This window comes from Arthrobacter sp. Soil764, from assembly GCF_001428075.1.
In the GTDB taxonomy this organism is placed as follows: Bacteria; Actinomycetota; Actinomycetes; order Actinomycetales; family Micrococcaceae; genus Arthrobacter.
The window spans coordinates 234,861-249,931 of the sequence record NZ_LMSI01000022.1 but is presented as its reverse complement, the minus strand read 5'-3'; the positions used below and the strand labels follow the sequence as shown (position 1 = coordinate 249,931).

14 protein-coding genes are annotated in these 15,071 nt (G+C 66.9%); 1 reads left to right on the top strand and 13 read right to left on the bottom strand.

Going from position 1 to position 15,071, the window contains the following annotated elements; all coding sequences use genetic code 11:
• Nucleotides 1-70: 70 nt before the first annotated feature.
• Genes pyrF through pyrR form a run of 7 tightly spaced genes read right to left on the bottom strand, consistent with a single transcriptional unit; the run spans nt 71 to nt 9,005 of the window.
• The gene (gene pyrF, locus ASG86_RS16460) at nt 71-949 is read right to left on the bottom strand and encodes an orotidine-5'-phosphate decarboxylase (protein ID WP_056336668.1); all 879 of its coding nucleotides are present in this window, start codon (nt 947-949) and stop codon (nt 71-73) included.
• Entirely contained in the window at nt 942-4,256 is a 3,315-nt protein-coding gene (carB, locus tag ASG86_RS16455) for a carbamoyl-phosphate synthase large subunit (protein ID WP_056336665.1), read from the bottom strand. The genes pyrF and carB overlap by 8 nt, the downstream gene beginning before the upstream one ends.
• Nucleotides 4,256-5,557, bottom strand: coding sequence for a glutamine-hydrolyzing carbamoyl-phosphate synthase small subunit (gene carA, locus ASG86_RS16450; RefSeq protein ID WP_056336662.1), 1,302 nt, complete (start codon nt 5,555-5,557; stop codon nt 4,256-4,258). The genes carB and carA overlap by 1 nt, the downstream gene beginning before the upstream one ends.
• Nucleotides 5,538-6,056 (bottom strand): PH-like domain-containing protein, encoded by a 519-nt coding sequence (locus tag ASG86_RS16445; protein ID WP_056336658.1) that lies wholly within the window; start codon nt 6,054-6,056, stop codon nt 5,538-5,540. The genes carA and ASG86_RS16445 overlap by 20 nt, the downstream gene beginning before the upstream one ends.
• Nucleotides 6,056-7,396, bottom strand: a complete 1,341-nt coding sequence (locus tag ASG86_RS16440; RefSeq protein WP_056336655.1) for a dihydroorotase — start codon at nt 7,394-7,396, stop codon at nt 6,056-6,058. Before ASG86_RS16440 ends, ASG86_RS16445 begins: the two co-directional genes overlap by 1 nt.
• Entirely contained in the window at nt 7,396-8,421 is a 1,026-nt protein-coding gene (locus ASG86_RS16435; protein WP_056336651.1) for an aspartate carbamoyltransferase catalytic subunit, read from the bottom strand. The genes ASG86_RS16440 and ASG86_RS16435 overlap by 1 nt, the downstream gene beginning before the upstream one ends.
• Nucleotides 8,418-9,005, bottom strand: a complete 588-nt coding sequence (gene pyrR / locus ASG86_RS16430; protein ID WP_056336647.1) for a bifunctional pyr operon transcriptional regulator/uracil phosphoribosyltransferase PyrR — start codon at nt 9,003-9,005, stop codon at nt 8,418-8,420. The genes ASG86_RS16435 and pyrR overlap by 4 nt, the downstream gene beginning before the upstream one ends.
• 178 nt (nt 9,006-9,183) lie before the next feature.
• Between pyrR and ASG86_RS16425 the strand changes: the two genes are divergently transcribed.
• Nucleotides 9,184-10,461, top strand: a complete 1,278-nt coding sequence (locus tag ASG86_RS16425) for a PrsW family intramembrane metalloprotease (RefSeq protein WP_056336644.1) — start codon at nt 9,184-9,186, stop codon at nt 10,459-10,461.
• Between the two features lie 67 nt (nt 10,462-10,528).
• Here the strand turns inward: ASG86_RS16425 and nusB are convergent, their stop codons facing one another.
• From nusB to aroC, 6 genes are all read right to left on the bottom strand, one after another.
• Nucleotides 10,529-10,939: a transcription antitermination factor NusB gene (gene nusB / locus ASG86_RS16420; RefSeq protein ID WP_056336642.1), complete on the bottom strand. Its 411-nt coding sequence runs from the start codon at nt 10,937-10,939 to the stop codon at nt 10,529-10,531.
• The gene (efp, locus tag ASG86_RS16415) at nt 10,939-11,502 is read right to left on the bottom strand and encodes an elongation factor P (protein ID WP_018769313.1); all 564 of its coding nucleotides are present in this window, start codon (nt 11,500-11,502) and stop codon (nt 10,939-10,941) included. The genes nusB and efp overlap by 1 nt, the downstream gene beginning before the upstream one ends.
• Nucleotides 11,503-11,673: 171 nt before the next feature.
• Nucleotides 11,674-12,192: a hypothetical protein gene (locus tag ASG86_RS16410; RefSeq protein WP_056336639.1), complete on the bottom strand. Its 519-nt coding sequence runs from the start codon at nt 12,190-12,192 to the stop codon at nt 11,674-11,676.
• Nucleotides 12,192-13,283 (bottom strand): 3-dehydroquinate synthase, encoded by a 1,092-nt coding sequence (gene aroB / locus ASG86_RS16405; protein WP_056336636.1) that lies wholly within the window; start codon nt 13,281-13,283, stop codon nt 12,192-12,194. The genes ASG86_RS16410 and aroB overlap by 1 nt, the downstream gene beginning before the upstream one ends.
• A complete protein-coding gene (locus ASG86_RS16400) occupies nt 13,280-13,849 on the bottom strand; it encodes a shikimate kinase (RefSeq protein WP_056336632.1) in 570 nt (189 codons plus the stop codon). The genes aroB and ASG86_RS16400 overlap by 4 nt, the downstream gene beginning before the upstream one ends.
• Nucleotides 13,849-15,048 carry a chorismate synthase gene (gene aroC, locus ASG86_RS16395; RefSeq protein WP_056336909.1) on the bottom strand — a complete coding sequence of 400 codons (1,200 nt, stop codon included), beginning with the start codon at nt 15,046-15,048 and terminating at the stop codon, nt 13,849-13,851. Before aroC ends, ASG86_RS16400 begins: the two co-directional genes overlap by 1 nt.
• Between the last annotated feature and the right edge of the window lie 23 nt (nt 15,049-15,071).

Sequence of the window (15,071 nt, the reverse complement as noted above, 5' to 3'; positions counted from 1 at the left end):
GCCGCCCTTGGACCTGTCCTGAAACTACCCTTTGGTGCAGCCCGAATCAATGCATCCAGGCAATTGCACCCTATTGTCCGCGCAGCCCGTCCAGCGTGCGCAGGGCCGCCTCCCGCAGTCCGCCGACCTGCGGACCTGCCGACAGGATGTCGCGGCTGGAGGTTCCCAGGACCAGCGGGTAGGCGTCGCCGAACGTGGCCCGAAGGTCCGCCGGCGTGGCCCCCTGCGCTCCCAGGCCGGGCGCCAGGATGGGGCCGCGGACGGCAGCGAGATCCATATCCAGATCCGTCAATGCCGACCCCACGGTGGCGCCGACCACCAGGCCCACGGACCCCAGGTTGCCCCCGTACCGGGAGTTTTCCGCAGCTGCCGCTGCCGTGATCCTGCGCGCCACCGAATCCCTTCCGCCAACGTGCTGGACCGAAGCTCCTTCAGGGTTGGAGGTCAGTGCCAGCACGAAGACACCGCGCCCGGTTTCGGCCGCGAGGTCCAGCGCAGGGCGCAGCGACTCGAAGCCAAGGTAGGGGCTCAGCGTGACGGAGTCCGCCGCCAGCGGGGACTCGTCCCGCAGCCAGGCGTCGGCATAGGCGGCCATGGTGGAACCGATGTCGCCGCGCTTGGCGTCGGCGATGCTGAGGACAGACTCGTCCCGGGCCGTGGCCAGGATTTCCTCCAGCACCGCCATGCCGGCTGACCCGTGGCGTTCGTAAAGTGCCACCTGCGGCTTTACCGCGGCAGCGAGCGGAGCCACCGCCTCCAGGACCGTCAGGGAAAAGCGCCGAAGCCCGGCGGCGTCGTCGTCCAGTCCCCAGCTCTTCAGCAGCGCCGGGTGCGGGTCAATGCCCACACAGAGCGGACCGCGGGCGGCCATGGCCGCGCCGAGCCGGGAGCCGAAGGACTCCCGGCCGGCGGCGGATGCGGGGCTGTTGGCTGAGGCCTGCTCAGGCATGCTGCAGGGCCGCCTTCTGGGACTCTGCCAGTGCGGCGGCGTGCTCCTGCAGGCTGGTGACAGACCACTCGTAGGTGCGCATGGCTTCGATCGCCTGGACGGCGGCGTTGAACTCGGCCACCGTGGTGATGCACGGAATGCCGATGGACGTTGCCGCGGCGCGCAGTTCGTAGCCGTCGCTGCGGGCTTCGCCGCCCGAAGGCGTGTTGAAGACCATGTCGATCTCGCCGGCCACGATGAGGTCCGCGATGGTGCCTTCACCCTCGGCGCTGCTGCCCTCTGCGACCTTGCGGACCGGGGTGGCCTGGATGCCGTTGCGGCGCAGGACGTCGGCGGTACCGCCGGTGGAGACGATCTCGAACCCGAGGTCCGAGAGCCGCTTGACGCCCATGATCACCGAGCGCTTGTCCCGGTTGGCCACGGAGACGAACACCTTGCCCTCGGTGGGCAGGGCGTTGTTGGCGCCTGCCTGGCTCTTGGCGAAGGCGGTGTCGAAGTGCTTGTCGATGCCCATGACCTCGCCGGTGGAACGCATCTCGGGACCGAGCAGGGAGTCAACCACCTTGCCCTCGAGGGTCCGGAACCGGCTGAACGGCAGCACGGCTTCCTTGACGGCGACGGGCGCGTCCAGCGGCAGCGTTGAGCCGTCACCGGTTTCCGGCAGCATCTTGTAGGCGCTGCGGAGCTGTCCGATGGTCACGCCGGTGCCGATGAGGGCTGCGGCTTTGGCCATCTGGACACCGGTGGCCTTGGACACGAACGGCACGGTCCGGGAGGCGCGGGGATTGGCTTCCAGGACGTACAGGACGTCCGAGGCCAGCGCGAACTGGATGTTGATCAGGCCCCGGACGCCCACGCCTTCAGCGATGGCGCGGGTGGCGGTGCGGACGCGTTCGACGACGTTGCTCCCCAGGGTGATCGGCGGCAGGACGCAGGCGGAGTCACCGGAGTGGATGCCGGCTTCCTCGATGTGTTCCATGATGCCGCCGAGGTACATGTCGGTGCCGTCGTAGAGGGCGTCGACGTCGATTTCGACGGCGTCCTCCAGGAAGCGGTCAATCAGCACCGGGTGGTCCGGGGTGATTTCGGTGGCGTTGGCGATGTAGCGGGAGAGGTTGGGCTCGTCGTAGACGATTTCCATGCCGCGGCCGCCCAGCACGTAGGACGGGCGGACCAGGACCGGGTAGCCGATCTCGTCCGCAATCTTCTTGGCATCCTCGAAGGAGACGGCGGTGCCGTTCTTGGGCGCCACCAGGCCGGCCTTGTCCAGCACCCGCGAGAAGGCGCCGCGGTGCTCGGCGAGGTCGATGGCCTCCGGTGAGGTGCCCAGGATCGGGACGCCGGCGTCGGCCAGCTGCTGGGCGAGCTTCAGCGGGGTCTGGCCGCCGAGCTGGACGAAGACGCCCATGACGCCGCCGGTGCGTTCCTCGGCCGCGATGACCTCCAGCACGTCCTCGAGCGTCAGCGGCTCGAAGTACAGGCGGGTGGAGACGTCGTAGTCGGTGGAGACGGTTTCCGGGTTGCAGTTGACCATGACGGTCTCGTAGCCGGCCTTGCGCAGCGCCATGGAGGCGTGGACGCAGGAGTAGTCGAACTCGATGCCCTGGCCGATGCGGTTGGGCCCGGAGCCGAGGATCAGGATGGACGGCTTGGAGTGCAGCGCAACCTCGTCCTCCTCGTCGTAGGCCGAATAGTGGTACGGGGTGTAGGCGGCGAATTCGGCGGCGCAGGTGTCCACGGTCTTGTAGACCGGGCGGATGCCCAGTGCCTGGCGGACACCGCGGACCACTGCCTCGGAGTTGTGCGTCAGGGCGCCGATCTGTTCGTCGGAGAAGCCGTGTCGCTTGGCGCGCTTGAGCATGTCAGCGGTCAGGGCGCCGGCCTGGCGGATTTCGTGGGAGATCTCGTTGAGCAGCTGGAGCTGGTCCAGGAACCAGGGGTCGATCTTGGTGGCTTCGAAGAGCTGTTCCACGGTGGCGCCGCCCAGGAGGGCGCGCTGGACCTGGTGCAGGCGCTCGGTGGTGGGGCGCTTGGCCTTCTCGATCAGCTCGGCGACTTCCCATTCGGGAACGCTGCTGAAGTCCAGCTGCGAGCCCTTCTGCTCGAGGGAGCGCAGGGCCTTCTGCAGGGCCTCGGTGAAGTTGCGGCCCATGGCCATGGCCTCGCCCACCGACTTCATGGTGGTGGTGAGGGTATCGTCCGCTGCAGGGAACTTCTCGAAAGCGAACCGCGGAACCTTGACCACCACGTAGTCCAGGGTGGGTTCAAAGGACGCGGGGGTCTTCTGGGTGATGTCGTTGGGGATCTCGTCCAGGGTGTAGCCGAGCGAGAGCTTGGTGGCGATCTTGGCGATGGCGAAGCCGGTGGCCTTGGATGCCAGGGCCGAGGAGCGCGAAACGCGGGGGTTCATCTCGATGACCACCACGCGGCCGGTCTTGGGATCGATGGCGAACTGGATGTTGCAGCCGCCGGTATCCACGCCTACCTCGCGGATGACGGCGATGGCCACGTCGCGCAGCTTCTGGTATTCGCGGTCGGTGAGGGTCAGCGCCGGCGCCACGGTGATGGAGTCGCCGGTGTGCACGCCCACGGGATCGAAGTTCTCGATGGAGCAGACGACAACCACGTTGTCGTTCTTGTCCCGCATCATTTCGAGCTCGTATTCCTTCCAGCCCAGGATGCTCTCTTCGAGCAGCACCTCGCTGGTGGGGCTGTACTGCAGGCCCTGGCCGACGATGCGGCGCAGGTCTTCCTCGTTGTAGGCCAGGCCAGAGCCCAGGCCGCCCATGGTGAAGGACGGGCGGACCACCATGGGGTAGCCCAGGTCGGTGGCCGCCGTGAGGGCCTCGTCCATGGTGTGGATGATGTGGCTGCGGGCTGACTCAGCACCGCAGCGTTCCACCACGCCCTTGAACTTCTCGCGGTCCTCGCCAAGCTCAATGGCCGCGATGTTGGCGCCAATGAGCTCCACGTTGTACTTCTCGAGCACGCCGTTCTTGTCCAGGGCAATGGCGGTGTTCAGCGCGGTCTGGCCACCGAGGGTGGGCAGGACGGCGTCGGGACGCTCCTTGGCGATGATCTTCTCCACCACCTCGGGGGTGATGGGCTCGACATAGGTGGCGTCGGCGAACTCGGGGTCGGTCATGATGGTGGCCGGGTTGGAGTTCACGAGGATGACGCGCAGGCCTTCCTCCTTGAGGACGCGCAGCGCCTGGGTGCCGGAGTAGTCGAACTCGGCGGCCTGGCCGATGACGATCGGGCCGGAACCAATGACGAGGACGCTCTTGAGATCTGTACGTTTCGGCATTACTTCTTGTCCTCAGTCTTGTTGTCGGAATTCTTCGGCATTGCCGATTCAGCGCCTGCCGGGTGGGCGGCGTCCACGGGCTCCTTTGAAAGGTTGGCGTTCCTGCCGTCCCGCGTGCCTTCCATGAGCTCGATGAAGCGGTCGAACAGGTAGGCCGCGTCGTGCGGTCCGGCCGCGGCTTCAGGGTGGTACTGCACGGAGAACGCCGGGATGTCCAGGCAGGCCAGGCCTTCCACGACGTCGTCGTTCAGGCTGATGTGGCTCACTTCCACCCGGCCGTAGCGTGCCTCCGGGGCCTGCGTGGCGCCGTCGAGCGGTGCGTCCACGGCAAAGCCGTGGTTCTGGGAGGTGATCTCCACTTTGCCGGTGCGGCGGTCCATCACAGGCTGGTTGATGCCGCGGTGGCCGTAGCGGAGCTTGTAGGTGCCAAAGCCCAGGGCGCGGCCCAGGATCTGGTTGCCGAAGCAGATGCCGAAGTACGGCAGCTTTTCGTCCAGGACGGAGCGGAGGAGCTTGACCTGGGTGTCGGCGGTGGCGGGGTCGCCGGGGCCGTTGGACATAAAGAAACCGTCCGGGTTGACGGCCTTGACGTCCTCGAGGGTGGCGGTGGCGGGAAGCACGTGGACGCGGACACCGCGCTCGGCGAACCGGACCGGGGTCATGGCCTTGATCCCGAGGTCGATCGCCGCGATGGTGAAGCGGGGTTCACCCTCCCAGCCGTGGTCCTTCGGCTCCACCACGTAGGCTTCGTCCACGCTGACTTCCTCGGCCAGGCGCGAACCTTCCATGGGCGCGCTGGCCAGGACGGCGTCGACCAGTTCCTTGTCCGTAGCCTGGGCTGCCTCGCCGGAGAAGATGCCGGCGCGCATGGTCTTGTGCTCGCGCAGGTGGCGGGTGATGGCACGGGTGTCCACGCCCTGGATGCCCACGATGCCCTGGGCCACAAGCTCTTCGTCAAGCGACCGTTCGGAGCGCCAGTTGGAGGGCCGGCGGGCTGCGTCGCGGACGATGTAGCCGGCCACCCAGATGCGCCGGGACTCGGCGTCGTCATCGTTCACGCCGGTGTTGCCGATGTGCGGGGCCGTCTGGACCACCAGCTGGCGGGCGTAGGACGGGTCGGTGATGGTTTCCTGGTAGCCGGTCATTCCGGTGGCGAAGACGGCTTCGCCCAGGGCGGTACCGGTGGCGCCGTAGCTGGTGCCGCGGAAAATGCGCCCGTCTTCGAGGACCAGCGTTGCCGGAGCGGAGGTGGTTGCTGTCAATGTATTCGCTTTCACTGTCTTACTTTCCACTGGTGGCACCAGCCGCTGGGGCTGACGAAATCAAATCCTGAAGGGCCTGGTAAAGCACGTCTTTGTCGGCGGCACGGCGGGTCCGGAAGCCGGTGTCCAGTCCGTGCGCGCCAAGCGTCCATCCGAGAACCAGCAGGCCGTCCTTTTCCACGAACTTCCCTGCCATGCCGCTGTCCTGGCGGACACCTGTGAGGGCGGATGCGGGGATGTACAGGGCAGGCGCGCCCGACCGTTCGTAGAGGACGCCGTGCGGGTACACCGCGAGGGTGGCGTTGGTGCGGATGCCCAGCCCGTGCACGGCGATCCGGTCCAGCCAGTCGCCGGCCGTGGTGGTGGCCACGTACTGTCCTTCGGCGGTGGCGATCGGCTCACCGGGTGCGGCGGGCACCTGGGGCAACTGTTCGACGTCGGACTGGCGCTTCAGGCGGTTGCGCCAGCCGACGGCGAGGAGGACGAACACGACGGCGACCACCGCCAGCATGGCAAGTCCGGGAAGGATCTTGTCCATCAGGCAGCGCCTGCTGGGGTTGCGGCGGCATCCGGGTGGGGCGTGTTGAGTGCGCCGTCCAGGACGGTGGGGTGCCCCCTGAAGAAGGTGGCCACCACCTTGCCGGGGAGTTCCCTGCCCTTGAACGGCGAGTTGCGGCCCATCGTGGCCATCTGGAAGGGGTCCACCGTCCAGCGTGCCGCCGGGTCCACGAGGATGATGTTGGCGGGTTCCCCGGCTTCGATGGGCCGGCCCTGGTCGTCCAGCCGGCCGATCTTCGCGGCTGCGGTGGAGGTGACCCTGGCGAAGTCCGCCCAGGTCATCAGGCCGGTCTCGATCATGGCGTGCTGGACCACGGACAGGGCGGTTTCAAGCCCGGTCATGCCCATGGCTGCCTGCGCCCATTCGCATTCCTTGTGTTCGCTGGGGTGCGGTGCGTGGTCCGTGCCCACAACGTCGATCGTCCCGTCTGCCAGGCCGGCGCGCAATGCCTGGACGTCGGCATCGGTGCGCAGCGGCGGGTTGACCTTGAACACAGGGTCGTAGCTGCGCACCAGGTCATCGGTCAACAGCAGGTGGTGCGGGGTGACCTCGGCCGTAACGTCAATGCCGCGTTCCTTGGCCCAGCGGATGATTTCCACCGAGCCGGCGGTGGACACATGGCACACGTGGAGGCGGGACCCCACGTGCTGGGCCAGCAGGACGTCGCGGGCGATGATGCTCTCTTCGGCCACCGCGGGCCAGCCGGTGAGGCCCAGGACCGCGGAAACGTCGCCCTCGTTCATCTGGGCGCCGGCGGTGAGGCGCGGTTCCTGCGCGTGCTGGGCCACCACGCCGTCGAACGCCTTGACGTATTCCAGCGCGCGGCGCATCAGCACGGGATCGTGGACGCAGATGCCGTCGTCGGAGAACATCCGCACCCTGGCGCGGGAATCCGCCATGGCGCCCAGCTCGGCCAGCTGCTCTCCTGCCAGGCCGACCGTAACGGCGCCGACGGGGCGGACGTCCACCCAACCGGCGGCCCGGCCCAGCGTGTAAACCTGCTCCACGACGCCCGCGGTGTCCGCGACGGGGGTGCTGTTGGCCATGGCGTGCACGGCCGTGTAGCCGCCCAGGGCCGCTGCCCGCGTTCCGGTCTCCACGGTCTCGGCGTCTTCGCGGCCCGGTTCGCGGAGGTGCGTGTGCACGTCCACCATGCCGGGCAGGACCACCAGGCCGGCAGCGTCGATGACTGTGGCCCCGTCGGCGCCCAGGCCGGTGCCGATCTCGGCGATGATGCCGTCACGGACCAGGAGGTCCGCAGGGTCACCGCCCAGGATGGCCGCGCCTTGGATCAGGTAGGTTCCGGTGTTGCCTGCCATCAGTTGCTCTCCTTGGTGGACGGGGCGGCGGCATAAGCCGGGACGCGGTGGGGGGCTGGTTCCCGGGTATCCCCGGAGAGCAGCAGGTACAGTGCGGCCATCCGCACGGACACGCCGTTGCGGACCTGGGCCAGGACGGTGGAGCGGGGCGAATCCGCGGCGGCGGCGCTGATTTCCAGGCCCCTGTTCATGGGTCCGGGGTGCATGATGATGGTGTCCGTCATGCCCAGGTCGTCCAGGGCGCGGAGGCGGTTGTCATCGAAGCCCCACCGGCGCGAGTACTCACGGGTGCTGGGGAAGAACGACGCGTTCATGCGTTCACCCTGGACGCGGAGCATCATCATGGCGTCCACGCCGTTTGCCAGGGTTTGGTCCAGGTCGTAGCTGACGCTGCAGGGCCATTTGTCGACGCCGACCGGCAGCAGAGTGGGCGGCGCCACCAAAGTGACTTCGGCTCCCAGGGTCCGGAGCAGCCACACGTTGGACCGCGCCACGCGGGAGTGCAGGACGTCGCCGGCGATGGCTACCCGCATGCCCTTGAGGTCTGTCCCTTCGGAACCGGTGCCGGCGAGGCGGGCCCAGTGCCGGCGCATGGTGAAGGCGTCGAGCAGGGCCTGGGTGGGGTGTTCATGGGTGCCGTCGCCGGCATTGATCACGGCGGCGTCGATCCAGTCGGTTGCGGCCAGCCGGTGTGGAGCTCCGGAGGCCCAGTGCCGGATGACCACGGCATCGGCGCCCATGGCCGACAGGGTCTGGGCGGTGTCCTTGAGGGACTCGCCCTTGGATACCGAGGATCCCTTGGCGGCGAAGTTGATGACGTCCGCAGACAAGCGTTTGGCGGCGGCCTCGAAGGAGATCCGGGTGCGGGTGGAGTCCTCGAAGAAGAGGTTGACCACTGTGCGTCCGCGCAGGGCCGGAAGCTTCTTCACTTCCCGCTCCCCCACGGCCGACATTTCCTCGGCGGTGTCCAGGATGCGGATGGCGTTCGAAAGGCTGAGGTCCTCGGTGGACAGGAGATGCTTCATGCGCCGCCCTCGATCACGACTTCGTTGACCGGGGTTCCGGCATCGGAGGTGTCTGTTTCTTCGAGCCGGACCCGGACCTTTTCGGCGGAGGATGTGGGCAGGTTCTTGCCCACGTGGTCAGCACGGATGGGAAGTTCACGGTGGCCCCTGTCGATCAGGACTGCCAGCCGGACGATGCGGGGGCGGCCAAGATCCACCAGCGCGTCCAGGGCGGCACGGATGGTGCGGCCGGAGTACAGGACGTCGTCGATCAGGACCACCACTTTGTTGTCGATGCCCGTGCGGGGCAGCCTGGTGGGGTACGGCGGCCGTGTCCCCTGGTGGGAGAGGTCGTCGCGGAACATGGTGACATCAAGCTGGCCCACTATGGCAGCGGCATCAACGGTGGAGTCTGCGGCGGCAATTTTTTCGGCCAAACGGACAGCCAGCGGATAGCCGCGGCGGGGAATTCCCAACAGGACAAGGTCGCGGGATCCCTTGTTGGCTTCGAGGATCTCGTGGGCGATACGAGTGAGGGCCCGGTCAATGTCCGCCTGGCTGAGGACAACCCTGGCTGGAACCGGTGCGCTGGTGACAGAAGTCAACGCTCGTCTCCCCTTTCCCCGCCTCACAGGACGGAATTAAAAAAGGAATGTTTGCTGTTCAAAATTACCACACGGTCCCTGCCTGGCCGGCCCTTGGGGAAGCGGTGATGGTCACACCCCGACGGCCGGAAGGCCCGGGTCCTTTGTGCTGCGGTGGCCCCCGCTTAGGCTTTCGGGTATGCCGATGTATCCGCAGCAGCCTTCCTCCGGACTCCCCGACGATCCCTACCGTGGTGCCACCGGTCCCCTGCCGCAGCAGGCCAACCCCAGCTGGATGGGGCATGTGCAGCCCGAAAACTACCGCGCGGCGCCGGGACACCAGGGCGGGCCGATGGCGGTGTTGGTGCCGCCGGGCGCGCAGGGCGCGGCCCTTCAGGCGTCGCGGACCCGCAGCGGGCTGGTGGGGTTGACGGTTGCCGGCGCCGTCCTGGCTTTCATGAGCCTTTTCCTGGTGGTGCCGTTCCTGCTCTCCAACACCGGCGCCGGCGGTTTCCTGATTGGTTTCGTGGCGTCGCTGATCCCGCTGTCGGTGGTCCTGGCCGCGGTGCACATCATCGACAGGTGGGAACCTGAACCTAAGCGGCTGCTGTTCTTTGCCTTCACATGGGGTGCTGCAGTGTCCGTTGCCGTGACGCTGCTCATCCAGCCATTCTTTGTGATCGCTTTCCAGTTCACCGACGAGCCCGACCTGCAGACTTACATGGCCACCGTGCAGGCACCCATCGTCGAGGAATTCGCCAAGTCGCTTGGCCTGCTCATCCTCCTCCTGGCGGCACGCCGGCAATTCGACGGACCGGTAGACGGCGTGGTGTTCGCCTTCACCATCGCCGGCGGATTCGCCTTCACCGAAAACATCCTCTATTTCGGCAGGGCCATCGCGGAATCGGCATCTCCGGCAAGCGACTTTGCGCAGGTCTTCTTCCTCCGCGGGGTCATGTCCCCGTTCGCCCATGCGATTTTCACCGGGACCACCGGCCTGATCATGGGCTTCGCTGCCAGGCGCTGGCACACCGGCGCTTCGATGGGCGCCTTTTTCGTGGGGCTGCTGCCGGCCATGTTCCTGCACAACAGGTGGAACAGCATGGGCCAGGGATTCCTGCTGGACTACATCCTGGTCCAGGTGCCCATCTTCCTCCTGGCAGTGGGCGGCATCATCTTCCTGCGGGTAGCCGAGAACCGCCTGACCCGCCAGCGGCTGATGGAGTACTCCGCAGCCGGCTGGTTCACGCCGGCCGAAGTCCAGTTGCTGGCCACCCGGGGCGGCAGGCGAACGGTTCTGGCATGGGCTGCGGGTTCGGGCAGGAAGCACCAGATGAAACAGTTCGTGAAGGCGGCCACCCAGCTCGCCAATACCCGCCAGCGGATCCTGAGCGGACGGGACGTTGCGCTGCACCAGGCCGAGGAAAGGCAGCAGCTCCAGCGCATCGTATCCCTGCGGGCGGCCGTAGCGGGCTGAGCCGCACCGGCTGGGACGCAAACAGGGCCCCGCCGAAATGGCGGGGCCCTGTTGCGTGGTGGAAAGGCTACGCGAGCAGCGAAGGCTTCAGCTGCTGCAGCCGGCCCAGCAGACCGTTGATGAACTGCGGGGACTCGTCCGTCGACAGTGTCTTGGCCAGCGCTACCGCCTCGCTGACCGCCACACCGTCCGGGACGTCGTCGCTGTAAAGAAGCTCCCAAGTGCCGATCCGCAGGATGATGCGGTCCACCGACGGCATCCGCTCCAGGCTCCAGCCCTGCGAGTACGTCTCCAGGAACTCGTCGATGGCTGCCTGCTGGGACACGACGCCTTCGACGATCTCCAAGGTGTAGGGGTTGACCACCTGGTCAGTCTTTTCCCGGCGTGCGCGAAGCACGTCGAACGCCGAAACAGAGCGCTGCTCCGCCTCGAACAGAACATCCAGTGCCCTGTTGCGGGCTTTACCGCGGGCGCTCACTACTCGGTGACCCGGCCCAGGTAGCTGCCGTCGCGGGTGTCCACCTTGACCTTGGTGTTGTTCTCGATGAACAGCGGAACCTGGATCTCGTAGCCGGTTTCCAGCGTGGCAGGCTTGGTGCCTGCGGAGGAGCGGTCGCCCTGCAGGCCCGGCTCGGTGTAGGTGATTTCGAGGACGACGCTCGGCGGCAGTTCGATGTAGAGCGGGTTGCCGTCGTGGATGGCGATGTTGACCATCTGGTTTTCGAGCATGAAGTTGGTGGCGTCGCCAACCGTGGCACCGGAGACGGTGATCTGGTCGTAGTCGGAGGTGTCCATGAAGACGAAGTCGGCGCCGTCCTGGTACAGGTACTGGTAGTCGCGGCGGTCAACGGTGGCGGTCTCGATCTTGAGGCCGGCGTTGAAGGTCTTGTCAACAACCTTGCCGGACATCACGTTGCGCATCTTGGTCCGCACAAAGGCGCCGCCCTTGCCGGGCTTGACGTGCTGGAATTCGATGACGTTCCAGAGCTGGCCCTCAAGCTTCAGGACCGTTCCGTTCTTAATGTCGTTAGTGGTTGCCACTGGTTTCCTCTGGTTTCTTTGTCTGGCCGCGTGGTCAGATGCTGTATGCCGGGCGGGCACGCCGTAACGGCCCGCCTGCACGTGTTTGTCAAAAATCGCGTGGATGCAAAAATTCCACAACCATTCTACCGGTAAATCCGGCCCGGCCTTTCCGTGGCCGATGCCTGCGCCCTAGCAGGCCAGGTCCAGGACGTCCCTGGCCCGCTGGAGCGCCACCGTGGACGAGTAAATCTGCGCGGCATCGGCCGATTGCGCAACGCGCAGGTCAAGCGCCCGGGTGAAGGATTCAACCGCAGCCGAGGTTTGGCCGGCGGCGTACTGTGTCCGGCCCAGGTATTGCAGGGCGAGTGCTTCACGCGGCGTGCCGTGCGCTTCAGCCAGGAGCTGGCGGAACAGCCCAATGGCCCGGTCCATGCGGTGCGTGACGCTGAGCACCTCGGCTTCGAACACGCGAAGCAGGAACGATTCGGGGTCCTTGAAGCGTGCCTCGGCCAGCAATTCGGCGGCCTCGGAGGCGTGGCCCTGGACGAGGAGCACGAAGATATGGTCGGCGGGGTCCGTTGAGGCAGCCAAGGTCTCCCCCACCACATCCTCGTTGACGATCTGGGGCAGCAGGGTATCGGGGTTGATCCGGATTCCCGGGAACCCTGCCTCGGGCCAGTCGGAGGTGCCGCTCATGTCTCCCTGCATCAGGAGGCGATTTCCTGGTAGGCAGCAAACAGGAGCGAGGTGTCCGGGACATCAAGGATGCCCGGTTTGGCGATGCCGTCAAGCACCACGAACCGCAGCAGGTCCCCGCGGGACTTCTTGTCCCGGCGCATGCCGTCCAGCAGGCCCTGCCAGCGGTCCCGGCGGTATGTGACCGGGAGCCCAAGCCCTTCCAGGATGCTCCGGTGCCGGTCGGCGTCGACGTCGCTGAGCCGCCCCACGCTGCGGGCAAGTTCCGCTGCAAACATCATGCCCACGGACACTGCGGCGCCGTGCCGCCAGGAGTACCGCTCCACCAGTTCGATGGCGTGCCCCAGGGTGTGCCCGTAGTTCAGGATTTCCCGCAGCCCTGACTCTTTGAGGTCCTCGGAAACCACTTTTGCCTTCACGGCAATGGCCCGCTCGATGAGTTCCCTGAGCTCCGCGGAGCGCGGGTCCACCACAGCTGCCGGGTCCTTTTCCACCAGGTCCAGGATGGCGGGATCGGCAATGAAGCCGCACTTGATGACCTCCGCCAGGCCGGAAATGATCTCGTTCTTCGGCAGCGTGTCCAGGGTATCCAGGTCCGCCAGGACGGCGGCCGGCGGGTGGAAGGCCCCCACGAGGTTCTTGCCCTCGGCGGTGTTGATGCCGGTCTTGCCGCCAACGGAGGCGTCCACCATGGCCAGCAGGCTGGTGGGCATGTGGATGACCTTGACCCCGCGCAGCCAGGTGGCGGCGACGAAGCCTGCAAGATCGGTCACTGCCCCGCCGCCGACGGCCACGATGGCGTCCGAGCGGGTGAAGTCGTTCTGGCCCAGGACCTGCCAGCAGAATGCTGCCACCTGGATGTGCTTGCCTTCTTCGGCGTCAGGGATTTCGGCGGTGAGGGAAGTGAAGCCGGCGGCGGCGAGTTCATCGCGGACGGTGTCACCGGTAAGGCGCAGGGCGCGGGGGTGGATCACCAGGACCCGGCGGACACGCTCCCCGAGAAGCGCGGGAAGGTCACCAAGCAGGCCGCGGCCGACGACGACGCCGTAGTTGTTGCCGGCACCTTCGCCGGTGACGTTGATGACTGTTGATTGGGTGTTCACTTTTCAACTTCCTGTTTGGCAGCTGCGTGGTTCCGCAGTGCTGCTTCCAGCCGGCCGCCGAGCTCGGGTATCGAGCCGTGGCGGACGTCGAGGGTGATGTCGGCCAGCCGCTCGTAGACCGGCCTGCGGGTGGCGAACATTGCTGTCCAGCGGCCCATGGCGTCGCCGGCGAGGAGTGGCCTGCCGGAGTTCCGGGCAATCCTGTCCGCCACCGTTTCGGCATCGCATTCCAGGTACACCACCGTGCAGCGGCTGATCAGCTGCTGCGTCCCGGAGTCCAGCACCGCTCCCCCGCCCAGAGAGATAACCGTGGGGGTTCCCTCGGCTTCCTCGACGGCGTGGGCCACGGTCCGTGCCTCGATTTCCCGGAAGGCGTGTTCACCGCGGCCGGCGAAGATTTCGGCAATGGATCCATGACCGGCAACGATCACGGCATCCGTGTCAACGAACCGGGCGCCCAGCTGCTGTGCCAGTTGCTGTCCGATGGCTGATTTGCCAACGGCCATGGGGCCGATGAGCACGATCGGCCGGCCGCCAACAGGTCCGGTATTGCTGCGGTGGAGCACTACTGGCCGATCGAGTCCAGGGATGCCGGGATGTTGTCCAGGTAACCCTTGATGTTGCGTGCGGTTTCCGCCACTGAGTCACCGCCGAACTTTTCGATGACAGCTTCGGCGAGGACCAGGGCCACCATGGCCTCGGCCACCACGCCGGCGGCCGGAACTGCACAAACGTCCGAACGCTGGTGGTGGGCTTTGGCCGGTTCGCCGGTGCTGACGTCGATGGTCCGCAGGGCGCGCGGTACGGTGGCGATGGGTTTCATGGCCGCGCGGACGCGCAGGACGTCCCCGATGCTCATGCCGCCTTCAATGCCGCCGGCGCGGTTGCTGGCACGGACAATCGTGCCCTCGCCGTCGCGGACGATTTCATCATGCGCGGCGGAACCGCGGCGGGCAGCGGTGAGGAAGCCGTCGCCGACCTCCACGCCCTTGATGGCCTGGATGCCCATCAGGGCGGCTGCGAGCCTGGCGTCCAGCCGGCGGTCCCAGTGCACGTAGCTGCCAAGTCCCGGCGGGAGGCCGTAGGCCAGGACCTCCACGACGCCGCCCAGGGTTTCGCCTTCCTTGTGCGCGGCGTCCACCTCGGCCACCATGGCGTCCGAGGTTTCGCGGTCGAAGCAGCGCAGGGGGTCGGCATCCAGGGCAATGACATCGCCGGGTACGGGCAGGGGGCGGCCTTCCGGGACCGTCACGCTGGCGATGGATACGGTGTGGCTGACCAGTTCAATGCCGAGGTGCCGGAGGAACTGTGCCGCCACGGTGCCCAGCGCCACGCGGGTGGCCGTTTCCCTGGCGCTGGCGCGTTCAAGCACCGGACGGGCTTCGTCGAAGCCGTACTTCTGCATGCCGGTGAAGTCCGCGTGTCCTGGGCGGGGCCGCGTCAGGGGCGCGTTGCGGGCCTGGTCGGCGAGGAGTTCGGCGGCCACGGGGTCGGCGGACATGATCTGCTCCCACTTGGGCCATTCGGTGTTGCCCACCTGGATGGCAACGGGGCCGCCCTGGGTGATGCCGTGCCGGACTCCGCCGAGGATCGTCACGACGTCCTGTTCGAATTTCATCCGCGCACCGCGGCCGTAGCCAAGACGGCGGCGGGCCAGGGAGTCTGCGATGTGCCCGCTGGTGATTTCCACACCGGCGGGGACGCCCTCAATAATTCCCATCAGAGCCGGGCCATGGGATTCACCGGCAGTCAACCAACGCATAATTTCCATCCTGCCACGTAGGGCGG